At 35.9% G+C, this 26,837-nt stretch carries 21 protein-coding genes; 12 read left to right on the forward strand and 9 right to left on the reverse strand.

The annotated features are described in order from the left end of the window. Positions 1-420 precede the first annotated feature (420 nt). The 4 genes from ACFODW_RS04695 to ACFODW_RS04710 form a co-directional block, all read right to left on the reverse strand. On the reverse strand, positions 421-1,392 hold the full coding sequence (locus ACFODW_RS04695; RefSeq protein ID WP_390303706.1) for an ornithine cyclodeaminase family protein: 972 nt from the start codon (positions 1,390-1,392) through the stop codon (positions 421-423). A 211-nt stretch (positions 1,393-1,603) separates the two neighbouring features. Beyond that, positions 1,604-2,683, reverse strand: a complete 1,080-nt coding sequence (locus tag ACFODW_RS04700) for a proline racemase family protein (RefSeq protein WP_390303709.1) — start codon at positions 2,681-2,683, stop codon at positions 1,604-1,606. Between the two features lie 70 nt (positions 2,684-2,753). Beyond that, positions 2,754-4,229: a sodium/proline symporter PutP gene (gene putP, locus ACFODW_RS04705; RefSeq protein WP_390303712.1), complete on the reverse strand. Its 1,476-nt coding sequence runs from the start codon at positions 4,227-4,229 to the stop codon at positions 2,754-2,756. Between the two features lie 888 nt (positions 4,230-5,117). Continuing rightward, entirely contained in the window at positions 5,118-5,984 is an 867-nt protein-coding gene (locus tag ACFODW_RS04710) for a MurR/RpiR family transcriptional regulator (RefSeq protein WP_390303715.1), read from the reverse strand. Between the two features lie 471 nt (positions 5,985-6,455). Between ACFODW_RS04710 and ACFODW_RS04715 the strand changes: the two genes are divergently transcribed. Both ACFODW_RS04715 and ACFODW_RS04720 read left to right on the forward strand, forming a co-directional pair. Continuing rightward, positions 6,456-7,073, forward strand: coding sequence for a recombinase family protein (locus tag ACFODW_RS04715; RefSeq protein WP_390303718.1), 618 nt, complete (start codon positions 6,456-6,458; stop codon positions 7,071-7,073). A 77-nt stretch (positions 7,074-7,150) separates the two neighbouring features. Next, a complete protein-coding gene (locus tag ACFODW_RS04720; protein WP_390303721.1) occupies positions 7,151-7,891 on the forward strand; it encodes an LEM-3-like GIY-YIG domain-containing protein in 741 nt (246 codons plus the stop codon). A 194-nt stretch (positions 7,892-8,085) separates the two neighbouring features. On the opposite strand, the gene ACFODW_RS04725 is transcribed toward ACFODW_RS04720, so the two are convergent. Genes ACFODW_RS04725 through ACFODW_RS04740 form a run of 4 tightly spaced genes read right to left on the reverse strand, consistent with a single transcriptional unit; the run spans position 8,086 to position 14,674 of the window. Beyond that, complete coding sequence (locus ACFODW_RS04725; RefSeq protein ID WP_390303724.1) at positions 8,086-11,235, reverse strand: type I restriction endonuclease subunit R; 3,150 nt, start codon at positions 11,233-11,235, stop codon at positions 8,086-8,088. 26 nt (positions 11,236-11,261) lie between these two features. Beyond that, on the reverse strand, positions 11,262-12,503 hold the full coding sequence (locus ACFODW_RS04730; RefSeq protein WP_390303727.1) for a restriction endonuclease subunit S: 1,242 nt from the start codon (positions 12,501-12,503) through the stop codon (positions 11,262-11,264). Next, entirely contained in the window at positions 12,493-14,085 is a 1,593-nt protein-coding gene (locus ACFODW_RS04735) for a type I restriction-modification system subunit M (protein ID WP_390303730.1), read from the reverse strand. Before ACFODW_RS04735 ends, ACFODW_RS04730 begins: the two co-directional genes overlap by 11 nt. 22 nt (positions 14,086-14,107) lie before the next feature. Next, positions 14,108-14,674 (reverse strand): restriction endonuclease subunit S, encoded by a 567-nt coding sequence (locus tag ACFODW_RS04740; RefSeq protein WP_390303733.1) that lies wholly within the window; start codon positions 14,672-14,674, stop codon positions 14,108-14,110. A gap of 397 nt (positions 14,675-15,071) precedes the next feature. Here ACFODW_RS04740 and ACFODW_RS04745 point away from each other — a divergent pair, with 397 nt between their 5' ends. Continuing rightward, positions 15,072-15,812, forward strand: a complete 741-nt coding sequence (locus ACFODW_RS04745; protein WP_390303736.1) for a toll/interleukin-1 receptor domain-containing protein — start codon at positions 15,072-15,074, stop codon at positions 15,810-15,812. A gap of 675 nt (positions 15,813-16,487) precedes the next feature. Further along, positions 16,488-17,849, forward strand: coding sequence for a TRAFs-binding domain-containing protein (locus tag ACFODW_RS04750; protein ID WP_390303739.1), 1,362 nt, complete (start codon positions 16,488-16,490; stop codon positions 17,847-17,849). A gap of 24 nt (positions 17,850-17,873) precedes the next feature. On the opposite strand, the gene ACFODW_RS04755 is transcribed toward ACFODW_RS04750, so the two are convergent. Beyond that, the gene (locus ACFODW_RS04755; protein ID WP_390303742.1) at positions 17,874-18,296 is read right to left on the reverse strand and encodes a TIR domain-containing protein; all 423 of its coding nucleotides are present in this window, start codon (positions 18,294-18,296) and stop codon (positions 17,874-17,876) included. Positions 18,297-18,700: 404 nt separating this feature from the next. Between ACFODW_RS04755 and ACFODW_RS04760 the strand changes: the two genes are divergently transcribed. From ACFODW_RS04760 to ACFODW_RS04795, 8 genes are all read left to right on the forward strand, one after another. Continuing rightward, complete coding sequence (locus ACFODW_RS04760; RefSeq protein ID WP_390303745.1) at positions 18,701-18,979, forward strand: YolD-like family protein; 279 nt, start codon at positions 18,701-18,703, stop codon at positions 18,977-18,979. A gap of 178 nt (positions 18,980-19,157) precedes the next feature. Next, positions 19,158-19,577: a hypothetical protein gene (locus ACFODW_RS04765; RefSeq protein WP_390303748.1), complete on the forward strand. Its 420-nt coding sequence runs from the start codon at positions 19,158-19,160 to the stop codon at positions 19,575-19,577. Between the two features lie 356 nt (positions 19,578-19,933). After that, positions 19,934-20,659, forward strand: a complete 726-nt coding sequence (locus ACFODW_RS04770) for a glucose 1-dehydrogenase (RefSeq protein WP_390303751.1) — start codon at positions 19,934-19,936, stop codon at positions 20,657-20,659. 830 nt (positions 20,660-21,489) lie between these two features. Beyond that, positions 21,490-22,479, forward strand: a complete 990-nt coding sequence (locus ACFODW_RS04775) for a DctP family TRAP transporter solute-binding subunit (RefSeq protein ID WP_390303754.1) — start codon at positions 21,490-21,492, stop codon at positions 22,477-22,479. 14 nt (positions 22,480-22,493) lie between these two features. Further along, positions 22,494-22,985 carry a TRAP transporter small permease gene (locus ACFODW_RS04780; protein WP_390303757.1) on the forward strand — a complete coding sequence of 164 codons (492 nt, stop codon included), beginning with the start codon at positions 22,494-22,496 and terminating at the stop codon, positions 22,983-22,985. Further along, a complete protein-coding gene (locus ACFODW_RS04785; RefSeq protein WP_390303760.1) occupies positions 22,982-24,253 on the forward strand; it encodes a TRAP transporter large permease in 1,272 nt (423 codons plus the stop codon). The genes ACFODW_RS04780 and ACFODW_RS04785 overlap by 4 nt, the downstream gene beginning before the upstream one ends. 35 nt (positions 24,254-24,288) lie before the next feature. After that, positions 24,289-24,981 (forward strand): FadR/GntR family transcriptional regulator, encoded by a 693-nt coding sequence (locus ACFODW_RS04790; protein WP_390303763.1) that lies wholly within the window; start codon positions 24,289-24,291, stop codon positions 24,979-24,981. A 264-nt stretch (positions 24,982-25,245) separates the two neighbouring features. After that, positions 25,246-26,397: a M20 family metallopeptidase gene (locus ACFODW_RS04795; protein WP_390303766.1), complete on the forward strand. Its 1,152-nt coding sequence runs from the start codon at positions 25,246-25,248 to the stop codon at positions 26,395-26,397. The last annotated feature ends 440 nt before the right edge of the window (positions 26,398-26,837 follow it).

Below are 26,837 nucleotides of genomic sequence, written 5' to 3' on the forward strand. Positions count from 1 at the left end.
CGCCTCATTCCTCTGATCCCTTGATTAAAAGTCAGTATAATTGAGCTTCGCTCATACAAATAATTAACTCACTGGTAAAACAGGTTTGCCTGGTATTGATCCATCATCATATATATAAGGTTATCGATCCACAAACCTGTTTTTTAATAATGTGTGTCTAACTACGTGCGTATATGAATGAAGACATGGAAAAATCCAACGTCTACCATATTTCTGATGCACTTTTGAGGTAATTTTGAATCACCTCTGCCATGACAAGGACCAGCCTCCTGTAGAAAACTAGCACCATAGAGTGCTCGTTTTCTATACAGGAGGCTTTTTTAATGGTTAAATATCGAGCCATAAAACAGCTACAAATAATAAGATGGGATTGGCAACCCTCTCTAACAAAGAGTTAACTTACCTTATCATTCTAAACTTTTAAATTTCCACAACTACACCGACGTTTTGCTCTTGGGCTTTTTTATATACATAATTACCAATTAACGCATCAAACAATGCCATACTTACTGTTTTAAAAATGATTGGTTCCTCACTTGAAGGTTCATAATTTCTATTTCCGATGATCAAGTCTGATAGTAAAACAATGTTTTTATTCTCGACCCAGCCACTTTGAATTGGATCGATGATATCGCCACATTCTCTCTTACCATCTTCCGAATCTATTACGTAATAGGCGGCACTTTTGAATAATTCTTCAGGTAATTCACGCATGTTTTCCTTATAAGAACCAACACCAACAACAAGTTTCCCTTTATAAAGAGTAGCGTCATTCGGAATAACTGGAGACAGGGATGTTGTTGCAGTGATTATGATCTCGGAATTGTGAATTAATTGTTCTACTGTGTCTGAAGTAACTACTTCAACAGTTTGATTTGTTAACTTATGAAACTCCTTTTTAAAGGGCTCGATTTTTTCAGGTGTACGATTATACACATAAATTTTTTCTGCTTCCGTCGATTCAATTGCTGCCAGAAGTTGATATAGCCCTTGTAAGCCCGTTCCAATTAAACCAATCGTTGTTGCTTCTTTTTTAAAATAACGCATAGCTACTCCAGACACAGCTGCTGTTTTTATCGCAGTTAATAAGGTTCCGTCCATCAAGCCAATAGGGGTTCCCGTTTCTCTATCATTTATCATAATAACCCCTTGCGTTACCGGTTCACTACGCTCATTGTTTGAAGGAAAAGAGGTGACCGCTTTCAATCCGATACAATCATCTACATAACAAGGCATCAGTAAAAATGTATCTTCCTCTTTTACTTGTGAGAATATTCTATCCGGCATAATAAAGTCTTGCTTTGCATAGGTAATAAAGGCTTGTTCCATGACATCAATCGCTTCCCTCATAGAAAGGGACTGTTTTACATCATTTTCCGATAAAATTAACATTACTATTTCCTCCATTTAGTTTTTGATTTTAAAAAGTTATCTACTGATTGTAAAAGGAGTATTTTAATATCTCTACTTAATATAGTAACGTCTCTGTTAGTAATATAGGAGAGTGTTGGTGATTTATATTAAATTTCTCCTCTTGATAAATTATTAAAAATGGCAAAATAGAACTTAAAAATAAGATGTGGTAAATTGCACTAATGTCCTGTTACACTCTTAAAAGATTAGAATTGTTTTGAGCCCAAATATCCCCCACCTGGAATCCGTTCGGAAAAGGATCTTGATGATCGAGAACATACGTGTTAAATCCGGTAATCCAAGCCTCCCCACTAACTGTTGGAATTACAGCTTTGTAGTCACCAATTTTCACTTCCTCAACAAGACGCCCATTATATACTGTCCCTAGAATTCCCTCATGCCTAAAGTCTTGATTTAAGTTCAATTCTCCTTTAGCATACAAGGTAGCCATTTTTGCAGATGTCCCAGTCCCACAAGGACATCGATCCAGAGCACCCGTCCATGTGGAAGGGTCATCCCAGTCAAGATCTCCTGAAGCAACATTAACAACATTCTTCCAATCTGCTTCTGGATTTGTAGTTGGCCCAGATAGCTGAGAAATAGTAATTCCTACTCCCGGATAGTCAGGATGTTCTACGGGTAATTGCTCCTGAGCAGCTTTTCGTATCATAGATGAAATACGAGCAATTTCACGACCATGTTCAGGGATAAGTTCAAGTCCTTCAAACTGGCGTACGTCAGCAATGACATAGAACATCCCCCCCCAGCCCACATCAACCTTTACTTTTCCTAAATGAGGTACATTAATTTCTGTGTCGATGTACGGCGCAAAGGCTGGGACATTCTTAAAAGCAACACTAGTAACTTTACCATTTGAGCACTCTGCTACAACATCGATAAGCCCAGCTGGAGCTTCTAGGGTAAGTTCAGTTATCGGTTCATGCATAGGCAACATTCCAGTTTCTAGTAATACCGTAACTACTGAAATGGTATTTCCACCAGACATCACTGGGTATTCAACCTGTTCCATTATAATATAACCGGCATCTGCATTCGGATGCTTAGGAGGAACAATGAGGTTACAACATAGAGGAGGATATCCCCTCGGCTCCCTTAACATAAGGTTTCTAAGCTGGTTATCATTTTTTTCAAGCCAACGCATCTGGTCATAAACTGTTTTTCCAGGTATATTAGGAACTCCTCCAGTAATTACGCGCATAGGCTCCCCGGAATGAGTATCTACAGCATGGATCATTCTTTTAAAACTCATATTTTACACTCCCCATTAATTAAATTAAAATTCTTATTAGTATATTTAATATTCGGAAATTAGTAGTTAGTCATATTGTACTTTGTTTAGCTAACTCAAATTCTTCAGTCATTTCTTTGCTTGGCGGTGAACCAATCTTCGAAAAAATGAAAATGGCTATAGTTGAAAAAATGAATCCTGGTACAATCTCGTATAATGTAAACGGAATAATGCCAGCAGTAGTAAGTAAACTCCAGAATATTACTGTCAGCCCCCCCACAATAATACCAACCAATATTCCATTTCTTGTAGTTCCTTTCCAAAATATCGAACACAAAACAGCTGGACCGAAAGCAGCACCAAAACCGGCCCATGCATAAGCCACTAAACCTAAAATTGAAGAATCCGGGTTTAATCCTATTACCGAAGCTATACCTATAACCGTCATAATAGCCAACCGAATAACCCCAAACAGTTCACGTTCTGAAGCATTCTTTCTAAACAAACCTTTATACAAATCTTCAGTCAAGGCAGTGGCTGAAACTAATAATTGTGTGCTTACGGTACTCATAACTGCAGCTAAGATGGCAACTAATAATATACTTGTGACCCAAGGATTAAATAGCACTTGGGATAGCTGAATAAATACTACCTCCGGATCGTTTAAGGGATTGTTAGCAAAAAAAGCGATTCCCACTACACCTATAAACATAGACCCATATAGGGCAACTACATTCCATGTAGTATATACTGCCCTCCCAATAGTAATTTCTTTCGAAGAACCAAAAGCCATGAACCTTATAAGGGCGTGGGGCTGGCCGAAGTATCCTAGTAACCCCCAACCTACTGCAGAGATAATACCCAATATTGTAATTCCCGAAAAGGCATCAAGATTGCTGGAAGAAACTTGTCCGACTTCACCTATGGTAGCTTTCCACCCTCCTAAATCAGTGAAAGCAACGATTGGAACAATTACTACAGCCAACAACATAATTATCCCTTGTATAAAATCAGTCCATGTTACTGCAAAAAAACCTCCTGTGGTGGTGTAAATGAGAACGACTAAACCAATCAATAGTAACCCTGTAGAGTATGAGATACCAAAAGTTTGTTCAAAGAGTAATCCTCCTGCTACTAGACCTGAAGAAACATAGAAAGTAAAGAAGATTATAATGAACAGGGAAGAAATGGTTTTTATAGTTTTGGTTTTATCACGGGTTCGATTTTCTAAAAAGTCAGGAACCGTTTCAGAATCACCGGCTATTATGGTGAATTGTCTAATTTTATTACCGACTAACCTCCAATTTAAAAAAGCGCCCGTTGCCAGGCCGACCGCCATCCAAACTCCATTTGAAATTCCCCCGGCATAAACTGCGCCAGGAAACGCTAGCAGCAACCAACCACTCATATCAGAAGCACCTGTGCTCAATCCACCGACTACTGGACCTAGTTTTCTCCCCCCTAATATATAGTCTGAAAAATCATTACTTTTCCTATATGCTAAGTAACCAATTAATAGTACTAACAAAAAATAGATGGTAAATACAGTCAAAGAAAAATAATCCATAGTTGATATATGCCTCCTTATATTAATTTACGCTCCTTCTCTGTTATGGAATGACTTTGTTTTCTACTTTTAGATTGATTTAAAATAGATATTAAAGAAAATAAGATAAGCAAAGGCATAGGTATAAATAAAACGAGTAATGTAACGGTTGTAAACATATCCTTCCACCTTTCTGCTTTATAACGTCCTCAAACATTTCCTATCGCTTTCACTCTTCTCAAATTATTCATCGGGTCCCAGATCGATAAAAGGTTATCCCAGGCTCTTCGATCTGAAAGTTCCTAGGGTTATAAACATTCCGACAATTTAAGCTAAAAAAATAATTCCTAATCCCCCCTTTGGTATTGATAGATAATTATGCAGTACAATTGATGTGTATAGTTGAGGAACTTGCACCGATTTGCAAGTTCCTCTTAATAATTATTTAGTGATTTGTGGCGGAAATAATTAAACTTGGGAGAAGATCTTTAGATAATCATAAGGCACAGCTTTTGAACCTGTTCCAGATCATTAACCTCTCAAATAGATGCAAGGAGACAGCTTTTGCCCTTTAACTAGCAATTACAGATTTATTCAAGACTTTGGATCAACAGTTTTAAATATCTTGGACATATGAAACATCCCGTTAAGCATCTACTCGCATTCCTCCTTCCTACTGGATCGGTACAGTCAATCGACCCCCCTCCCTTCTATGTGAATGGAAAATGAAAAAAGCACATTTAAACCTTTTGTTAATAAAAAAACTTTTTTGTTCCTTTGTTTATATAAAAATGGAAACGCTTACTTATATTGATTATTTTTACCATACCATCAGTTTGGTTTGTTGTAAACTATTTTTTTAAAAAAAGAAAAATTTATTCCATTTTAAATCTCGTTGTCAGTGTAGAATTAATCTAATATAATACCTTTTTCTTTTAGAATACTAAATAGATCTTGAATTTTCGGTACTGATGTGTCGGATGTCCGTTTCCCTAATTCAACTACAATAGCCTCTATAAGTGTAATAATGGGAATAACAGTAAAATATTTACCACTTAAGTCTAACCTCAAGATGACGTCTGCATATTCAGAAACTGGACAAGAAAGTTGATCAGTAATTAAAACAATTGGAATATCTCGTTCCTTTGCCACATTTGCTGCATCTATTGTACCTTGTAAATAATTAGAAAAAGCAAAAATAATAAGTACTTCATCTTGTTCACATTGTAAGATTCTATCAATCATTGCCTCACTATCATGACTTAACTGCTGAACATTGGGGTGGAATTCTATTAAAAGTGATTCCATGTAAATTGCTATACCCTTATAAGTTCGTAATCCCAATAGGTTTATTCTAGTTGCGCTATCAATCATATCCATTGCTAAGCTGAAATTTTCTATCAGTTGGGGAGTTATAGATTTTTCTATTAAATCAATTCCTTGTTGACCTCCAACTGAGAGAGGGGTATTAGAGTTGCTATCATCTGAAACAAACGATTTTTGGACATTTAACCACTTATTTGATTGATTAACTTGAATTTGGTGAAATTCCTTCTTTAATTCAAAAAAGCTGTCATACCCTAAAGCCTTAATTAAACGCATTACTGTCGTTGTACCAACTCCTGCTCGGTCCGCTAATTCTTTAACGGTCAGTAATCCAATTTCCTTATAGTGCTCCAAAATGTAAGAACATAATTTTTCCTGTTTCTTTGGCAGTGAACTTTGGATAGATATTAATTTATCTATTATACTTTTACTTTCTTGCTGTCTACTCATAACAACCTTCCTTCTTCTTTTGATTTTGAGATAGTTCACTAAATAAAGCGAATACTAATTACAGTGTATGTTAATAATAACAGATTTAATTTTTGTAAAGAATTATTAATTTATATATTAGAAAAAATATTTGGTAAGATGGGAGGCTTGGTGCTTACCTAATCATCTCTGTTATGACTGAGAAACGGCCTGGAACTTCACTAGCAGAAAATTAAAATATGGTCATATGATGCTACTGCGAGGAACAAAGTATAAGTAAAATTAACAGAAACAAACAATTTCATCTTAAAGGGGCTGTCTGTAAAAGTACACCTTTACGAACGGTCTAGGTAATCAACAAAACTAGCGAATTTCACGTTCGTAAAACACTCGAAATTAATTACGAACGTTCGCGGTTTCCTGTAGACCTTTACGAACAGATGGGCGTATAATTAAGGAAGAATCTACCATTGAAAGAGAGGTTATTCTTTAATGGAAGTAAGGCAGTATGGATATATACGGGTGAGCAGCAGAGACCAAAATGAAGAACGGCAGGTCGCAGCCATGAAAGAACGGGGAATCAAGCAGCGGGATATCTTTATCGATAAAGTAAGTGGGAAGGACTTTGATAGGGAGCAGTACCAGCTATTAAAACGTATCCTTCGCCCGGGAGATGTGCTGTACATCCATTCCCTCGATCGCTTCGGCCGAAATAAAGAGGAGATTGTACAGGAGTGGAATGCTATCACGAAAGAATTGCAAGCTGACATTGTCGTATTGGACATGCCGTTGCTTGATACCACTCAATACAAGGACAGCATGGGAACATTCATAGCGGATCTAGTCTTGCAAATCTTGTCCTGGATGGCCCAGGAAGAAAGAGACCGGATAAGAAAACGACAGCGGGAAGGAATTGATGTTGCAATAAAGCAGGGGAAACCTTTCGGGCGTCCTAAAGTGCAGATAACCGATAAATTCATGGAAGCTTACGGAGAGTGGAAAAGGGGAGAGATTACAGCTATAGAAGCCATGCAACAGGCTGGGGTTAAAAAAACTACCTTTTACAAATTAGTAAGAGAGGCGGAGCACCCATCAACTCCCACTAACTGACTATGATAAATTATTAGCACTTTGGGTGGAAGCAGCTAAATTAAATAATCAGGGTGAATTAAAAAGGAAGGTGGAATATGCAAAAGTTTTCAAAAGAGGTTATTAACCAATTAAAGCATTATGTCTATATTTACTCAGACCCCGAGACCGATGACATTTTTTATGTCGGAAAGGGTGTGGGCAATCGCGTATTTTCGCACTTAACCGATAATGAGGATGTAGAAAAGAGCCGCATGATTAAACGTATTCGGGACAGGGGACAAGAACCCAAAATCGAAATTCTTATTCACGGACTGGAAGATGACCATACAGCCCTGAAAGTTGAAGCTTCAGTGATAGACCTTATTGGAAAGGAGAAATTGACGAATCGAGTGCGTGGTTTTCAGAGTGGTGTCTTTGGAAGAGTTAGCGTTAACCAATTAATCTCTCACTATGATCGGGAGCATGTCATCATCGATGAGTCTGTGATGTTAATCCGTTTAACCAAAGCTTTTCGTTATGATTTAACAGACATCGAATTATATGACGCAGTCAGGGGGGTATGGCGAATCGGGGATAATCGGGAAAAAGTAGATTATGCATTTGCAGTATTTGATGGTATTGTGCACGAAGTATATAAAGTGGAAGGCTGGTTTAAGGCGGGAAGTACCTTCAATACAAGAGGGAGGCTCGATAACGATTCCCGGTGGGAGTTCGTCGGTCATATCGCAGAGGATACCATGAGATCCAAATATTTGAGGAAATCGGTTGAACACTATCTGACAAGAGGTGCACAGAACCCGATTAAATACGTGAATGTATTGAACAAGTCTGTTTGAATTATTACTGCTTTGTAACATCTTGTTTGAACAGTTGTACCTTAATTGTCCTGAGGGTGATGAGGAAAGAGGGAGGGTTCGGACTGCATCATGTTAGGGTATTGAGTTAATCACACAACAATGGAAGTTTTTCGGATACTGTATAGGTCAACTACAGATTTGTAGTTGACCTATGACTATATTTATTTTGGAATTTATCTGAGCTCGTCATCTAAAGGTATAATGACTTCATCTAACATTTTTCTCCACTGACGTTTCATTTCTGGTCCGTACTTCAATGGTTTTGCATCAAGATTAACAGCTTTATACTTATCAAATTGCTTGCTGTTGAGGATGCCGCCAATATTTGGAATAGGGTCGATTCCTATCAAGTATTGAATTGCAGATAGATGCAGCTCATTTTCTTCCACAAACCATGTATTTGCAAATTCTTCAATCGCTTTATTGCGTGCTTCAGTAAAAAATCCTCGTTTTACTATAAAAATATCTTCATCTGTATTTACTTCTTCGGCATCAATAGCATTTAAAATCGCACGGTATACATTCTTAACCATTTCTGATTTCTCTAGTTTCTGAAGTGCCTGTTCAATATCGTCACGAATATTTTTATTATTAGCTGAGTATGTTTCCAATAATTTATCAATGTAGGTTGAGTCTATATCATAAATCTTGATCGCATTGTCTCCATAGAATTCAATATCGGAGAAATCTGGTTCTGGTCCATCAATAATATTCTGGTCATCGACTAGCGAACCTTTAATTGTGTTATATATGCCGATATATTCTTCTATCGTTCTTACTTGATTTTGAAGTGCTTCTGATTGTTCCATTTCATCGTTATATTCATTATACGTTACTAACGCTTCGTAGGAATTATTAAGCTCTTGGAATGTCTTTACAAATTCAATCCGAGTATCAATAGGTGAGTGTTCATTAATATCGTTTGGATTTGGGACGACAGATTTTAATGTTTTATGGGCCTTTTTAAAACGTTTCTTTGACTCACCATATGTTGGATAAACAAGTGTAGACTCTTCTTGTTCTTGAGAATATAACTTCGTCGCTTCTTGTACATTCTGCTCCATAGTGTATGGCTTTCGAAAGGTTACTATTAACCCCTTTGTTTTTTCTGGGTATGTTCGATTGGTCCGAGAAAATGCTTGAATCAAATTGGCATAACTTAAATTCCGATCGACAAATAACGTTTGAATGGTTGGTGCATCAAAGCCCGTTAATAAGCGATCAACAACGATGACAAGGTCAATTTGTTTTCCGAACTCCTTAAACTCTGCTTTCTTACGAGCCAAACGATTATTAATATCGCCATTATATCGTTCCATATCTTCTATGGACCATGCTGTATCGTAATAATCATTATAGTCCTTGATGATTTCTTTCATTTCATCTTGGTTTAGTGTGGCATTCTCTTCGTTTTCTTGTAACGAATAGGTGATGGCAATCCGAGGAAAATCCGAGTCTTCAACCGTACGTCCTTTTCTTATGGGGTTATCAGCAAATTCTTCAGTCAACCACTCTGGATTTTTGGTCATTTCTTTGATTGCATGATAATAACGTTTCGCCATATCAATTGAACTTGTTGTTAATATGGCGGATTTTTGTGGTCGACCGTTTTGGAAGTCAAATTTCATATAAGCGTTATCTGGCCTGAAAATCTTATGAATGACCTTCTGGATATGTTCATCCCTTTCAAAAGAGGAGGGTTCAATATATTTTTCTTTTTCTATGCCATCCATTTGATCAATCAAGTCATTTATTTCATCATTAGTAGAATCAGCATATTTTTCATTGTTACGGAGTTGGTCAAAGATATAATTATTTAGTGATGTCGGTTCAATCGTATCTTCATGTTCTACTTGAAACCCTAAAACAGCGCCATCTTCTAGTGCGTTTTTAATCGTATAGGTATGCAGGACTTCTCCATATTGATCACGAGTCGTGCGTGCTAATTGACCTTTCGCTTGCTTTTTATTGACATTGAAAATTGGCGTACCTGTAAAGCCGAACCAGGTGGAGTTTGGAAAGAAATCTTTCATACTTTCCATTCCTTCCGCACTTAATGCACGATGACATTCATCCACGATAAAAACGATGTGTTGTCCTAGTAGTTTCTTAAAGCGTTGCGTACCTTTTTTCTCTTCTACCTTTTGTGCATGGCGTAAAGCTGATTCTAGCTTTTGACGAGTCGTGATGATGACTGTATTTGAATTAGCGTCAGATAATAATGTATTACTTAGTTCTTTTGCGCTGCCAGTTCCGACAATTAAGCTGTTAGAATGCGCATTACCAGAAGAGATGCCAGTATTAAATTCAGAAGCGAATTTAGTGAATTCAGAAGTAGTTTGGTTATCCAAATCTTTACGGTCAATCAGCATAATGGTACGGTCTACACCGGCTTTACGAGCTAATAACTTTGTAGAAACAAAACTGGTTAATGTTTTCCCAGAACCAGTTGCATGCCAAACAAACCCAGACTCATGTTTCATGGCGGATTTATATAAGGCTTGAATTGCATGAATTTGATACGGCTGTAAAACCATTAATGTTTTATTATCATGGTCGTCACTCACAATCGTATAATCAGCAATTAACCGGTGGGCGTCTGGTATATTTAGGACCTGTTTTACAAATTCATAGAGATTTTCTACTTTTTTATTATCTGTCGTTCGCCAGCTAAAAAGAAATTTCTTATGCATATTTTTGGGCAATGCATTCGCAAAATAGCGGGTCGTTTGTTCATTAGAAACGACAAATAATTGCAGTGTAGAAAAGATATTCCCTCTAAACATGCCTTCTTCTGCATATTTCTTAATCTGATTATACGCTTGGAATACACCATCTTTGGCGCTAGCTTGTTTTAGTTCTAGTTGAACAATCGGTAAGCCATTGATTAAGAGAGTTACATCAAAGCGACGATCACGGTCATCCACATTTGTTTTTTGTTTTGCAATTTGGTGAACGACTTCGTATGTAGAGATCCCACCACCAATATCTTGATTGGAATACAATACTAAGGCCATCGGACCTAAGGAAGCATTTTCCCGTTCAATGGTAATACGAGCAATTCCATTCTCCCCTTTGAGCCATCTTGCAGCATCAAAAGGGGTTTTTGTTTTTAATAACAGTTCTGTTTTAATCGTGTCAAATTCCTTATCTGTAATGGGATGCTCCCCAATTTCAGATAAGTTGTTTTGTGTAATGATTCTCCGTAAATTTTGCCAGAGGTCCTCTTCAGACTTTAAGTCAGGACGATAATTCCATTGATTATACCCTTCCCCTAATACTTCAATCAAACGACGTTCTACTTCTGCTTCATCGTTATGCATTTTTCTTCCTCCTCTCTATTCAATAATTAGACAAACATTTTTTGTAGAAATGCTTTTTTCGTATCTTTCAAGGCATCTAATTCACGTTGATGAAGAGTTACGAGGTGGTCGAGATTGGCGAAGAAATCACCTATTTTAGATTGTTCCTTCTTTTCAGGAACAACGATTCGCGTTCCTAATATCTCATCTTTATTCACAAATTTTGTAGCATTTCCCGTCGTCACTTTTTCAAAATAGCGTTGACTGTTTAATCTTTGCAACTGTAATTGAATAAATTTTGAATTTGCTTCATTGATTGGTGTAATTTTTAAGATATTCCAAGCAATCAAAAATTCCCTACTATCAGTTACAACAGCACTCGGGCCAATCGTTCCTATATTTGCAAAAAGAATATCATCTATATCCGGGACATATTTAGGGAAATATTCTGAATATCGCTCTTTATCTAAATAACGAGCATCATCAAAAGAAATTGTTCCACTTGTAATATGTTTTGATTGTAGTACCTTTACTCCATTGTCCGAATATTCAACTTTGTCACCAGCAGTATTGATGCCTTGATATGCACTTTTGAGTAAATCCCTCAACTTTAGCTTTTTCCAATCTCCAGTAAACCCCGGGAACCGAACCTCAGGCACGGACTCTCCTTCTTTTGGAAACATTTTTTGCAAGAATCCTTGTTTTGTTTGTTGAAGGGTGGTTAGTTCTTGTTCATGGATTGCTATCGAATCGTCAAGTTGTTTAAAAAGGTTTCCGATTTTGGTTTGTTCTTCTCCTGAAGGGATAGGAATAGGCATTTCACGAAATACAGAATCTTTGATAGCAAACCTGTCTGACCTTGCACCAGAATCTCCATTTAATTTCATGAATCTATGCCAATTGTTACCTGAGAAGTAGTATTCTAAATATGTTTTATCAACGTCATGCGTATGGAATACATAATACAGTGGTGACATTACACCAGTTCTTCCTAACTTATTTCTCTTAATTGGACCTACTGGAGCAAAGTTAGAAATCCTTGGGTTATAAACAAAATAATCTGGGTGAACAATATAGTAACCATTTAAGTTCTTTTTGTTGGAAATATCTTTTTCAAAAAAATCACGTTGGGTGATAATTCCAAACTCCGCTGAATTTGTAAGTGTTTCAGAGTAATTATTATCTTTATTCTTCTCAGTAACTTTTTCCGAAATCTCTCCTAATTTATGCTGTTCCCACTTTCCAGTAAATCCCGGAAAGCGAATTTCTGGTGTCTGTTTATTTTCCACGATTAAACACCTCTAATGCACCTTTGATCCATTCTTCGTTTTCTTTATCAAATTGTAGCGAAGAAATTGTTTCATACAAGCTAGACTCAAGTTCTGCTTTTTCTTTTCGAATGTCTTGGATTGTTGAGCCAATTGCAGCCATGTCAACTGGCTCATCTTCTTCAAACGTATCAACGTAACGAGGAATATTCAAATTGTAATTATTCTCTTTGATTTCCTCAAAAGAAGCTAAGTGGGCATATTTCTCCACGTCTTCTCGGTTTTTATACGTTTCGACAACCTTATCAATATTTTCTTTCGTAAGTTTATTTTGGTTCTTTCCTTTTTCAAATTCTTTACTCGCATCAATAAATAATACATCACGATTATTGCGGTTTTTCTTTAAAATTATTACGGTTGTTGGAATGGATGTCCCGAAAAACAGGTTGGCTGGCATGCCAATTACAGAATCAATACTTCCATCTTCCAGTAATTTCTTGCGGATTACACCTTCTGCAGCTCCACGGAACAATACACCATGTGGTAAGACGATTGCCATTGTTCCTGAATCTTTCAAATGATAGTAACCATGTAAAAGAAAGGCAAAATCTGCTTTCGATTTTGGTGCTAACTTCCCGTAACGATTGAAACGAGAATCATCTAAAAACGATTTATCTGATGACCATTTTGCCGAGTAGGGTGGGTTCATCAAGACGGAATCAAAAGTGTAAGGCTCATCTGTTGGCCAATCTTTATTCAATGTGTCTCCATTGCGCAGTCGCATATCTTCTTTTCGTACACCATGTAAGATTAAGTTCATTTTTGCTAGATTGTACGTTGTTGTATTTAGTTCTTGTCCATGATACTTCACACTTTCTGGATGATTAATATAGTTTCGTACATTCAGCATCAGTGAACCCGACCCCATCGTTGGGTCATATACACTTAACAATTTTTTATCCTCTTGACCGATTGCTACGATCTGGGCCATCATGTCCGATACTTTACTTGGTGTATAGAATTCGCCTGCTTTCTTTCCGGCCTCTGAAGCAAATTCACCAATCAAGAATTCATAAGCATCCCCGATAACATCACCGTCATGTCCCATGACATCAACTTCACTTAGTTTCTTCAAGACGTCGGAGATGGTAATGTTTCGTTGTTGATCGTCTGAACCGAGTTTTTTGGAAGTCAAGTCTACATCATCAAATAATCCACTAAATTGGTCGTATTTCGTGGACAAATCAATAAAAGCTTTGTTCAGATCATTCAATTGAAATGTATTTTGTTTTGCTTGCTCAGCTAATACATTAAATAGATAGTCCGGTTCCATATGGTGGCCTAACGTATCGACTAATGTTTCAATCAAGTCATCTTTTACTTCTTCATCAGCTAATAAGTCCCGATATAATTGGGTTTGCTTTTCCTGCGTGTTATATTCTTCAGGTGATTCATCTGCAATTTCAACAACTTTCACTAATAACTTGTCCGATAAGTACTTGTAGAAAATTAACCCTAGTAAGTAATCTTTGTATTCGGATGCATCCATTTTACTGCGTAAGCTATCTGCAGCGCTAAATAATTTTGAATTTAATTCTGACATGTTATATTCCTCACTCTTCCTATTATTGTTCTAATTTCTTCAGTGCTTCTAAATATAGTTGCTCTTCAAGTTCTGTTTGTTTCTTTGCTAAAGCTTGGCGTTTCTTCAAATTTAGATAAGCTTTTCCTATCATTTGTTGTTTCTCCATGCTTGGTAGTTTCATATCCAAAGATTTAAGAATGGCTGGCGTTAATTTTCGTACAGTGCTTCCTTGCATGGATATCGCCATTTGCTTTTTCATGGAGTATGATTCATTCAACGCATAACAGAGATAGCTATGATCCAATTGCTGGTGTTTAATAATTAGATTAGCAAAGTTTTGGTTAATGATTTTCCCTTGATTTACATCACTTACCAGGGTAGCTTTTGAACTTACAAAGCTGAAAACAACTTCTCCATATCTACTTAGATAGCTGTCTTTGTCACTGGAATTTCTATTAGAGATACTAGCTTTTGAATCGAGGAATAAGCCATCCAAATCATTCGTTAAATCTTCGTATGTATAAGCAACTAAAGTGGGGTCATATTTCTCGTTTCCTCTAGAAAGGTTTCTTCCTATTTTAACTGTTACAATATCTTCAAGTTTCATATCCCGCCCTCTTTAAAAATATTTTTAAAAAATTACTTAACCATATTAGCTATTTAATCATATCATTAGGAAGTATTAAGTCAACAATTCGTATGTAATTTTTACGAATTACATAAGTTGTTGGATAGCTATTATGTCCTATCAAGTACTTTATGAAAAAATATTAGAAGGACACTTGATTTGTTTTGGTGCATTAAAGGTTTAAAAGAATAATACTGAGGTGGAGCTATTATCGAAGAAAAGAAAGGTATAATGTTTATAAAGATACTTCAAGCAAAGAAGAATGCGGATAAAATGCGTCAGAAAAAAATGGGAAATTTTACATAAACTATCAAATTAATCAATAAATGATATGATTAGTTCTATAAAATTTAATTATTTAGGAGAGGTTGGTAAAATGGATTTTAAATATGATGTAACAGTCTCTTTTGCTGGTGAAGACAGGAATATAATCGAACCAATTGCTCTAGAATTGCATCGAAAAGGCGTTTCGATTTTCTATGACAAATTGGCACAATCAGACCTATGGGGAAAAGATCTGTATCAACATTTAGCAGAGGTATATAGCTCAAAAGCAAAATATTGCATAATTTTTGTATCCGCTCATTATCTAAAAAAAAGCTGGACAAAACACGAGCTAAAAAGTGCACAGTCTAGATCTTTTCAACAGGATCAAGAATATATATTGCCAATTAAATTAGATGACTCAGAAGTGCCAGGATTACCAATTACTTTAGGTTACTTAGACGCAAGACAAATGAACACAGAAGAATTACTAAAAATAATCTTAGATAAATTAGGATTTGAAAACAAGAAAAAAGATACTATTCTTTTTTGGAAAATTAGGAGCGTCATAAATGCAAATGATCCTATGGATTTATTATCACTTGGAAGAGATATAGATGTTGGACCTCCTAGTGACGAATATGACCCCGAAATAGAAGAAATTTATGATATTTTACCTTTAGCAAAATCACCAGAAGAATTATCTGATGGGATAATTAGGATTTTCGCAAAGTATTTCTCAGTTGAGGACGCTCTTAGATTTCGCAATTATAGCAAGTTATCAGAAGAGATTTGGGAACTTAAAGATGGTAATAGTCTTGGAGGACTATATAATTATGGAAAGGGAATCTAAGTATACGTTATTTTAATAATATAACGTATACAATTCGGTTCCTTACAATCATAAAGTATCATAACTAAAGAGTTATGATACTAAGAATAGTAGGTTTTTATAGAAATTGGGCGTTCGAGAATAAGAAGCAAGAGTAAGTAGGTAGCGATAAAAAGTAGACCTATTTAACCCAGCAGCATCTAATATTCCCTGAAGACTATACTCCTTACTGTCATACACTTTAAAGGCCAATTCCAGCTTGGAATGGCTTTTTTGGTCGACCGCCTATTCTTCCTGAAATAATCTCGCATTCAAAATGGAGCTAGCCATCAAAGATGGTAAGCGGAGTTTTCCCATAAGCGTTGTTGCCAATGAGCTCATTATTTGATAGATATGAGGTTAATCCATACTCCTTATAAGTTAAGTCTTTAATTAAATCAACAAAATGTCATGTTGTTAATTTTGTCGAGTGGATAGATGCAAACTTTGAAAGACTAGTTACATCCTGCGAAGATGTGAATTACACTATTACAAGACTTGATTTCGATATGATATGGAATTTGTGCAAAAGAGTTTTATTATTCCAATTGATATTGAAACAGTATTTTGTAAATTATGTTATATTTTTAATATAAGGGCATTATGGAATTTCAGGTAGTAGTAAGAAAACAATATTTGAAGAGAGGTTGTGAGGAAATGTCGTTGAAACCTCTGGTTTTTGTAGCAATGCCATTTGGTAAGAAAAGTGATGATCGCACTACAATCGATTTTAATGCCATATATGAAGACGCGATTAAACCAGCTATAAGAGAATTTGAACAAGATTTAGAAGTAATACGAGCGGATGAAGAAACAATAGGTGGATTTATACATGGGCCTATGTATGAGCGCCTATTGTTATCTGAAATTGTCATAGCTGATTTAACATTAGCAAATTCTAACGTTTTTTATGAGCTTGGGATCAGGCATACTGCTCGTCCAAAGTCTACTATATTGCTCTTCTCCAAAGATACTAGACTTCCTTTTGATGTTCTTCCATTGCGTGCAATCCCATATGAACTCACTACTAAGGGAGAATTAAGTGAAGAGGAATGTGAGCGGTTAAAAAAGGAAATTAAAAGTAGAATAGTTGAAGCATTGGCTGAAGGGAACCCTGATAGCCCACTATTCCAACTCATAAGTGATTTTCCAGGAGTAAAGATAAAGCACGATCAAGCAAACTCATTTAGAGAAAGATTATTTGAGATTGAGAGCCTACACGAGAAACTAGCTGACCTTCGCCATTCAAAAGAGTCAGACACCTTAGAAAGAATAAAAGATATAGAAAGTCAACTAGGCCATTTAGAATCCTCTTCATATGAATTATTATATGATCTTTTGATGTCTTATAGAAGTATTGAAAGCTGGGAAGATATGGTTCGTTTAATTGAACATTTTCCTCTTGAATTAAGAGAAAGTATTAAAGTTCAGGAACAACTTGCTTTGGCTTTAAATAGAAGAAATAAAAGTCAAGATCGAGATAGAGCAATTAGAATATTAAATTCAATATTAGAGAATTATGGAGATTCTTCTGAAACTCTAGGAATTTTAGGTAGAATTTATAAAGATAGGTATTTTGAAAAAAGTTCTACAGGAGACAACAGAGGAGCTAGGGGAGCACTAAAAGAAGCGATTAATTGTTATTATAAAGGATTTGAAGAAGATCCGCGCGATTATTACCCTGGTATTAATTTGTTAACCTTGTTGTTCATTCAAAATAGTGGAGATTCTAGAGAATGCTTTGATAAGTTAAAACCTCTAGTGAAATTTTCTTTAGAGAGACAAGGTGACTTAGAATCAACTAACTATTGGGTTATAGCTTCTTTATTAGAGTTCGCATCGTTATGTAAAAACTGGAACCTTGCAAATGAAGCAGCAGATAAGATGTTAAATACCCCATATGGAAATATGGAAATAAAAACGACATTAAATAATCTTAACTTTATTCTTAATGAATTAGAAGATAGAAATGAGGATACAACTCAATTGAAAGAAATAATAGATGATTTAAGCAAATAAAAAGGGGACCCCCTTTTTATTTGCTTAAAGTGAATGTCTTCTAATTGAACTAACTATAGAGCTTGTTGACCAACCTACTAACTCATCAGCTTTTTCTTGAATTTCCATAGGTGTCCTTTTTTGACCTCTTGGTTTAATCGCTACAATGGGTTTATTTTTATCTTCAGCTATTTCTATTTCCTTTAAGATCCACTTACTATGACTATAATACATTCCAGATATTATCAAGACGATATTTGTTCCGGATATTTGTTCCTCTAGTTCTTTTTCTAATTCTGCATCTGTCGCAGTATCCAAAGAATCATGTTCTGGGACACTATGATTACTCCATTTAAACCTTGGCGCTTTATCAAGCATTTCTTCTAACTTGTAATATGAGTCGTTGTGTCCCCAAGCATGACTAATAAAACACCTATAGTTCTTCAAAGCGGAATTTGTAGAGTACATATATAAAACCCCCCTATGCAAAGTGTAATATGAAAATAATTCCATATATTTAAGTGTAATACATTACAGAATATTTTAACAGAAATTATAGTCAGGCAAGTCTTTAAAATTCATAGAAGAGACTAATTTTTCTTGTTGCTCAAGTCTTTATCTAATAGTTGCATAGGGACGTAAATTCCAAAATTCCCCTTTTCAGAAACAAAACAGTCAATTTCTTAATTATTTTAGGATTCGCGTCAACTTATAGAGAGGGAGGACGAATAAAATGATTGAGGATATCAGCTAATAATTATAGCTCCTTAAGTTGTAGAGAGAAACTTTGTTAAATAATAACTTTGCACCATAACATTCTTAGTGATAACATAAGAACAAATGTTCTAATCACTTAGAAAGGTGGATGCATAATGGGCCAACTAAACGATCGTGGAACCAAAAAGTGGACTTCATTAATGATGCCGGAGCATATTCAGCTGTTAAATCAGATGTGGAAAGAGAAAGAATACAAAGAGAAACCCATTCTTGATGAGCAAAAGATGCAGGATATCAACGCTCAACTGCAGCTGGCGATACATAATAACTTGACAGTTAACATTAAAAATAATGCCAACCGTGACTATGAAACGATTGCAGGTAAACTGCTGAAAATTGATTCGTTGGATAAACAAATCCAGTTAAATGAATGAAGACCGAACCGTTATTCCCTTGGAGAGTAACTTTAGATATATCTATTGACTAGCGCCTCAATTGAAGGGTAAATTTTTGGATATAAGTGGTATTAGCAGCAGGAATACGTTTATTCCTGTCGAATATATATTTCTACTAGTACTATTTGCTTATAGAACGAGTAAGGAGAATAGCCACATGGAAACTGAATACATGAAAGAAGCCTATGGCTTGCTGTTTGAGATTGAAACCGGGCTGAGTCAATACATTGAACAAACAATGGAGGAAACCTATGGGATCGGCTGGCAGATACAGGCTCCTGTCACCATGAAATATAAACCCTATTCCAAACACTTCACTTCCTTTTATTACCACGAACTTATCTCCATGCTGCGAGCTTACCCCTGTTTTGATGAACTTCCTAAAGATGTTTACCTCCAGCTGCTAAGAACCATTCCCCTCAGAAATAAAATTGCTCATTGTAAGAGTATTAGTGATCCAGAAATGACACAATTACAAGATACTTACAAGTTGGCTATGGAATATATATGCTTTACGGGAGAAGTTACTGGTTATACCACGGGCAAGGAATCAACCGTTTCTTGTCTACACTATTGATGCTAGAGTATCGTAGCATTTTAGGGTTGAGTACAATTGTATTGAGGCTTTGAAATTACGTTTGATAATTTTTATGAAAAGTTTGATTAAACTTAAGCTGATAGCAGGATTTCATAAATTCAGCAATCGGGCCATATCTGGCTAACCTCATAATACGAACGGGGGCAGGTTAGTTTAAGTGAAATGTTTTAGCTTGTTCAACAATCGGGCGAGATCGTTGAAGGTTATTAGAGATGTGTAGCCACATAACCAAATAACTTGTATCCATCACGACTACATGTATATTATTATATATAAAGGTTAAAGTACAATAAACTAGTGATTAATAAAGAAATTTAACAATGGAGGAATAGATAGTGAGTAGGTTATCAGAGAAAGTAGTAATTATAACTGGAGCAGCAAGTGGTATGGGAGAAAGTTTCGCAAGATTGTTTGTAGAAGAAGGAGCAAAAGTTGTACTAACTGATATTAATGAAGAAAAGGGTCAAAAAGTAGCAGAGGAACTTGGAGAAAATGCACTTTTTGTTAAACACGATGTAGCTAATAAAGATGATTGGCAAGTAGTGGTTGACAAGACAGAGAATACATTTGGGCCGATTACTGGGCTTGTTAATAATGCCGGAATAGTGGGACCAAATGATATCCCGTTGGAAGATTTAAAAGATGAAGATTTTAATAATGTTATTGCCATTAATCAATACAGTGTTTTTAAGGGTATGCAAACTGTAGTAAAATCTATGAAAAAAGCTAATGGTGGGTCCATTGTAAATATTTCTTCGACTGCAGGTTTAGTTGGATCTGTAAATGTTACTCCATATGTTACAACAAAATTTGCAGTAACTGGCATGACTAAAGCCGCTGCACTTGAGTTTGCAGAATATAATATACGAGTTAATTCCGTACACCCTGGTGGAATTAAGACTAATATAGACGTATTCGATGCGGTTAAAAAAGCTACTCCATTAGGACGGATTGCGGAACCTGAAGAAGTTTCATATTTAATCTTATATTTAATTTCAGATGAATCAACATTCTCAACTGGCTCAGAATTTGTTGTAGACGGTGGATTTACAGCTCAATAATTTTAATAATATCTTCTCCCCCCCCATCATTCATTGAGGGGGGATTTTATTGTGGCCCACTGTTGCACAATCTAGGTAGTTCAAATCAAATCCACCATACGGTTACTTTTCCTTCCAACAAAAGCCGGTTATACGTGACCATCAGTCTATCAAGGCCTCTTTTACTATTACTATTTAGATATTGTATAGTGCAAAATAAAAGTAGTGAGAATTAGAAAAAAACCTTAGAACCCTGCAACTGTTATGAGTGAAGAAAAAAGGCTCGCCAGCCCAACCAAAAAAACCAAAAGTGCTTCTGAATATTGCTTTAACGTAGACCCAGTCGTGCCATCTTTTTGATTCACTTAGATAAAGTGTCCAAACAGGTCGTAGGCATATTTTTGTTCTTGGAGCCTCTGTGGTAATAATTTTATGCAATAAACGGTAGCTAGGAGTTTGCCTGGCATGGAAGCCTATCATTACCACCTCTCCTTGTAAAGACTGTTTCTATACTTTTGTAGCAGGTCAATAATACTGGATCTCTTAATGGCAGAGATGAGTCAACATGAGGTCCTAGGTGGATCAATTTTTGGCACAGATAGTCCATTTCAGTAGCAATATTCACTCAACAAAAACAGTTAATTTAACATTATCTCCCACCCTCTTGAATTTTTCCAATAGAATCTAACGAGAAGGATACAATTATTTTAATTTTTTAATATCAGTGTATAGACAAAAGTCTAAATATAATTTATATTAGTAGCATGATGGTTGGACCATCAAACATCCAAGCGAGGGGTAAGTATTAGGAGTTGCGCGGCTCAAAAATAATAATAAGGGGGAAGTTAGAAATGAAAAAGGTATTTACAGTTTTAATGGTAAGCTTGTTTTTGGTTGTAAGCGCTTGCTCTGATGGGGCGTCAGGCGGGTCTGATAATGTTGAATTGAGTGTTGCTCATATATTTCCTGATAGTCATCCAGGAGGTATCTTTTTAGAAAAGTTAGCTGAGGAGTTGGATAGTGCTACAAATGGGGAAGTTACTCTACAAGTTAATCATAATGCTGTGTTAGGTAGTGAAGCGGATCAGATGGAACAAATGCAGGCAGGGAACCTGGATATGGCTTTGTTTTATGCTACTTCTAATTTTCAAGCATTTGATCCTGCTTTGGCTGTTGAGGAACTACCTTTTATCTTTTCTGATGTTGCTCATGCAAGAAAGGCATATGAAGGAGAATATGGGGATAAAGTAAAAGAAATGGTAAAGGAATATGACTTTGAGATAATTTCCTACTGGGAAAATGGTTTTAGACATTTCACTAATAATACACGGCCGATTTTCGAACCTAGTGATATGGATGGTATTAGGTTTAGGAGTTCAGAAATACCATTAAGATTAGAAATGTTTGATTTATTAGGGGCTAATGCTGTTTCTATGGGGTTTGATGAATTATTTACTGGATTACAACAAGGGACAGTAGATGGTCAAGAAAATCCGTTAGTAACTATTGACTCAGCCAATTTTGCTGAAGTGCAGCAGTATCTTTCGCTTTCTGGACACATATATAACTCAGCTCCTCTTACTATGAGTACCAACAGTTTATCCAAACTAACCGATGAACAGAAAGAAACTCTATTCTCTATAGCAGAAGAACTGAAAATTGAACAGCAAAATATGTTAGACGAAAGAAATGAAGAGCTTGAACAAAAGTTAACTGAACAGGGGATGGAAATAAATGAAACTAATAGAGAATCTTTCGTAGATGCTGTTCAACCATTATGGGATTCATTTGCTAAAGAAAATGGTGATGAGTTGATGAATCTTATAATTGATTCTGAATAGATTGGGGCAATAATATGGATAACAAAATGTCAATATGGATTGAAAGATTAATAAATATACTAATTATCGTTATATTTGTATCTATGACAGTTATCGTGTTTACCCAAGTAGTATTAAGATATGTGTTTGATATGAATATTTCATGGGCCGATGAATTTTCAAGGTATGGTATGGTTTGGATTGCTTTTCTTGGTGCAACTATAGGCGTGAAGTATGGTGAACATACTAGAATTGACTTTTTTATTAAACTATTGCCTAAAAAGGGAAGGGTCTTCATTGAAATAACTAACAAGATTATCTCTGTAGTATTTCTGGGTGTCATTTCTTATTTCTCCGTTACATCGCTAGGAGATATGATGACGATGATGACGCCATCGCTGCAAATCCCAACAGGTATTGTTCACCTAGTAATACCAATATGTGGTGGGTTAATGATTATATATCTAGTGCTTCAAGCAATTGATATTTTTAGAAATAGGAATGAGAAGGGAGACCATTTCACATGATTATTTTTCTTATACTTGGTATCCTTCTGATCATTGGCCTTCCAGTTAGTTTTGCTATTGGGATGTCTGGTGTTGTTTTCTTTTTAATCCAAGGTACATCTGCATCACCAAGTATTATTCCACAGCAAATGTTTAGTGGATTAAATTCATTTCCACTATTAGCTCTTCCATTTTTCTTGTTAGCAGGAAACTTAATGATGTATGGAACTACTCCAAGATTAATGAGATTTGCTAATGCATTATTAGGGTTTATTAAAGGAGGATTATCAGGTGTTTCAGTAATTGCTTCCGCGTTTTTTGGCGCAATTTCTGGATCAGGAGTTGCTACCGTTGCAGCTGTTGGATCGGTTGTTACACCTGAGATGATAAAGAAGGGCTATGGTAGAGGGTTTATTGCATCTCTCATTGCGGGGGCAGGTGTAATAGGAATGGTAATCCCTCCAAGTATGGCAATGGTAGTATTTGGGGTAAGTGCAGGTGTGTCTATTAGCGATTTGTTTTTGGGAGGTATTCTACCTGGTATATTCGTCGTATTATGCCTTCTTATTTTTGGAGTGGTTATATCTAATAAAAGGAATTACGGCGGTGGAGAAGCAACAGCCTTCAATTTAAAGGAACTAGTAAGATCTTTTAAAGTTGCTATATTCCCTATGTTACTTCCTATTATTATATTAGGTGGTGTAATGACTGGTATATTTACACCAACTGAATCAGCAGTTGTTGCAGTAGTGTATGCATTAATATTAGCAACAGTGGTGTATAGAGAATTGTCGCTTAGAAAGTTGCTTGAAGTGTTTAAAGACTCAGCAGTTAATAGTGCTGTCATTTTATTTATAATCGCTGCGGCTACACCCTTTGGATGGATATTAACTACACAGCAAATACCAAATGATTTAGCTAACATTTTAACAGACTTTACCACAAATAGTATCTTAATTCTTGTAGTGATTAGTCTTATTCTATTAATTATGGGAACATTCATGGAAACAATTGCTACAATCATTATAATGACTCCAATACTATTCCCGATTGCGATGCAAGGAGGCATTGATCCCATCCACTTCGGGGTGCTTATGATGGTCAGTTTAGCAATCGGTGGTGTTACACCACCCTTAGCGGTAGGATTATTTACATCTGCTAAAATTGCTAAAATATCTGTAGAGGACACTTTTCCTGATGTACTTTATGTATTAGGGGTTATGATTTTTGCATATGTCGTAATTGTTATAGTTCCTGGCTTATCTTTATGGATACCAAAATCATTTTAGTATTGAGTAAAATAAATAAAACGAGGGGATATAGGGTGAATATTCAACCAGTTAGAAAAACCTCTTTGTCTGAATATGTTGTTTATCAATTAAAAGAGATGATAATAAAGCGCGAAATTAAAATTGGAGACAGGCTTCCAAACGAGAGGGAATTAAGTAAATTATTTGAAGTTAGTAGGACTTCTGTTCGTGAAGCCTTGAGAGTATTAGAATTACAAGGGTTATTAAACCGAGGAAATTCCGGTACTTATGTTCAAGCTAATTTTTCTAAAATCATTGAAGAATCCTTAACACTACAAATCCTTTTAAATGATGCTAGTTATAAAGACATTCAGCAAACTAGAATTATGCTTGAAAGGGAATTAATTCGCTTAGCAACTTTTAGACGCTCAAAAGATCATCTACAAAATATCAAAGAAAACATCAAGAAAATGGAAAGGGCAGTACGGGAGAAAAATAATGATCTTTATATTGAAGCAGATATATCTTTTCATAATGAAATAGCTGTAGCTGCTAATAATTCCGTTTTACTGTTTTTATACAATTCGATTTCTGAATTAATCTCCAAGATTCAGAAAAGTGTTTCCTTTGATGATGAAGGCGTAAACACCTCACTTAAGTATCACAAATCGATTTATCAAGCATTAGAAGACCAGAATTTGTCCCAAGCAGAGGATCAATTAGTTAATCACTTAATTGATGTAGATAACAGGCTTCATAAAAAATAAATTTTATGCAGATTTTATGAGGGTAGATCTATTGTGAAAACTAGAGTAGAATCTGTTTATTGCATAGGAGAAGAGAGACAGGAAACGTTTTTTGCTTTAAAGGTAAGAAGTTGGGGATTATGAACGAACATTATACTCTCTTAACAGTCAGGCTTATTACTACAAATTCTAGAAAATACATCTTCCTAAGATTAGAAATGCAAGAAATGAAGTCGTTTAATAATGAAAGAGTAAATCAATAACGAACACGGAGGCGGGACGAACATGGATAAAATTATCGATGCAACACGGGATGGAGTCAATCGATATCAAGAATCTCAGTTATCAATGTTGGAAGAACTATGCAACATTGATAGTGGAAGCAAAAACATCGAGGGCAATAAGAAAATTGTTGAGATTGTGGATGAAGCTTTAAATCAAATCGGTGCAGAAGTTACTCATGTTGAGGCTCCGGGGTATGGAGTACACGTCATAGCACGGATTAAATCTGAACAACCAGAAGGAAAGGTTGTACTAGCAGCGCATCTTGATACTGTTTTTAAAAAAGGAGATGCCCTCTCTCACCCTTTTCATATCGAGAATGAATATGCATATGGACTTGGTGCGGCCGATTGCAAAGGAGGAGTTGTTACTATCCTCTATGCCATCAGGATCTTAAAGGAAGAAAACCTTCTTCCAAATAAAGACTTGGTAATAGTCCTTAATTGTGATGAAGAGATTGGGTCACCTACCAGTCAAAAATTATTTGAAAGTGAAGCAGCAGACGCTGAAGCTGTAATCTCCTTTGAACCCGGACGAAAGAGAGATGGAATATTAACCAGCCGATACGGTGTTGGTGAGGGAACTATTAAAATCAAGGGAAAAAGCGCCCATGCTTGTATGGACAGCGGACCTGGAGCAAACGCAGTACTTGAATTAGCTAATCTTATTATAAAACTTGATAAAAAAGAAAACTCAGATCTAGGTATTCACTACAACGTCTCTCCTATCAGTGGAGGAGAGGGGCCAAGCGTTGTTGCTGATTATGCAGAAGCGAGTTTTTGGGTTACAGTAGCGTCCGAAGAGGCATATGAACAGGTTAAGAAAGATATGATAAATCTTCCCGATGAAGGAATGGTTGACGGATGTGAAATCTCAACAACTCTTGACCTTAAATTTCCTCCTATGGAACGTAACGAGTCTAACATAGCACTTTATAAAAAGATTAATAAGGCTGCTTCCCTTTTTGGAATAGATTTACCTGAAGAAATGTCAAAATCACCAGCAGATTGTAATTTTTATTCAGCACTTGGTGTACCAACAGTTGATGGACTCGGTCCTTATATGTATAACATTCACACGGTTAATGAACATATACCAGTTTCATCATTGCCTAAAAGAACTCAACTTGCTTCCATAATATTGGCACTAATTTAGGTTGCTACATATTGAAGTTGAGGTCTAGGAAAAAAAGGGATGATTAATTTACCCTCCCTAAAAAACACCAAGTTAGCTTGGCTTGTCATTTTGAAAATGACGTAGTGTAGAATAAAAAATAAACCAACTAAAAATATAAATAGATATCCAACACCAATTATGTATAAAAATTAATATTGGTTGGAGTTAAACATTAGAGCCTCTCATTTGAGAGGCTCTAATCAGGCTGTCGAGAAAGTTCTCGACAGCCTTATTTTTTTGTTCATTTTTCTGAAATTCATTTTCTTCACATGTTATTCTTAAGATAGAATTCCCAAAGGCGGTGATGAACTTGTTTCAATCCATGAAAGATCGACAAAATGAACTGGAAATGGTAACCATAGAAGAACTTGTCCCTGAAGACCACTTGCTTCGCAAGATTGATCAATACATAGATTTCT

The sequence above is a fragment of the Virgibacillus sediminis genome, from assembly GCF_042643265.1.
GTDB lineage: Bacteria > Bacillota > Bacilli > Bacillales > Amphibacillaceae > Virgibacillus_O > Virgibacillus_O sediminis.

What these genes read in the sequence shown, in the direction of transcription:
- ACFODW_RS04720 (WP_390303721.1), top strand. Translation starts at nt 7,151, where the DNA reads ATGCAAAAGTTTTCAAAAGAGGTTATTAACCAATTAAAGCATTATGTC.
- ACFODW_RS04745 (WP_390303736.1), top strand. Translation starts at nt 15,072, where the DNA reads ATGGATTTTAAATATGATGTAACAGTCTCTTTTGCTGGTGAAGACAGG.
- ACFODW_RS04780 (WP_390303757.1), top strand. Translation starts at nt 22,494, where the DNA reads ATGGATAACAAAATGTCAATATGGATTGAAAGATTAATAAATATACTA.
- ACFODW_RS04785 (WP_390303760.1), top strand. Translation starts at nt 22,982, where the DNA reads ATGATTATTTTTCTTATACTTGGTATCCTTCTGATCATTGGCCTTCCA.
- ACFODW_RS04715 (WP_390303718.1), top strand. Translation starts at nt 6,456, where the DNA reads ATGGAAGTAAGGCAGTATGGATATATACGGGTGAGCAGCAGAGACCAA.
- ACFODW_RS04750 (WP_390303739.1), top strand. Translation starts at nt 16,488, where the DNA reads ATGTCGTTGAAACCTCTGGTTTTTGTAGCAATGCCATTTGGTAAGAAA.
- ACFODW_RS04755 (WP_390303742.1), bottom strand. Translation starts at nt 18,296, where the DNA reads ATGTACTCTACAAATTCCGCTTTGAAGAACTATAGGTGTTTTATTAGT.
- ACFODW_RS04760 (WP_390303745.1), top strand. Translation starts at nt 18,701, where the DNA reads ATGGGCCAACTAAACGATCGTGGAACCAAAAAGTGGACTTCATTAATG.
- putP (WP_390303712.1), bottom strand. Translation starts at nt 4,229, where the DNA reads ATGGATTATTTTTCTTTGACTGTATTTACCATCTATTTTTTGTTAGTA.
- ACFODW_RS04725 (WP_390303724.1), bottom strand. Translation starts at nt 11,235, where the DNA reads ATGCATAACGATGAAGCAGAAGTAGAACGTCGTTTGATTGAAGTATTA.
- ACFODW_RS04735 (WP_390303730.1), bottom strand. Translation starts at nt 14,085, where the DNA reads ATGTCAGAATTAAATTCAAAATTATTTAGCGCTGCAGATAGCTTACGC.
- ACFODW_RS04765 (WP_390303748.1), top strand. Translation starts at nt 19,158, where the DNA reads ATGGAAACTGAATACATGAAAGAAGCCTATGGCTTGCTGTTTGAGATT.
- ACFODW_RS04795 (WP_390303766.1), top strand. Translation starts at nt 25,246, where the DNA reads ATGGATAAAATTATCGATGCAACACGGGATGGAGTCAATCGATATCAA.
- ACFODW_RS04700 (WP_390303709.1), bottom strand. Translation starts at nt 2,683, where the DNA reads ATGAGTTTTAAAAGAATGATCCATGCTGTAGATACTCATTCCGGGGAG.
- ACFODW_RS04775 (WP_390303754.1), top strand. Translation starts at nt 21,490, where the DNA reads ATGAAAAAGGTATTTACAGTTTTAATGGTAAGCTTGTTTTTGGTTGTA.
- ACFODW_RS04740 (WP_390303733.1), bottom strand. Translation starts at nt 14,674, where the DNA reads ATGAAACTTGAAGATATTGTAACAGTTAAAATAGGAAGAAACCTTTCT.
- ACFODW_RS04710 (WP_390303715.1), bottom strand. Translation starts at nt 5,984, where the DNA reads ATGAGTAGACAGCAAGAAAGTAAAAGTATAATAGATAAATTAATATCT.
- ACFODW_RS04695 (WP_390303706.1), bottom strand. Translation starts at nt 1,392, where the DNA reads ATGTTAATTTTATCGGAAAATGATGTAAAACAGTCCCTTTCTATGAGG.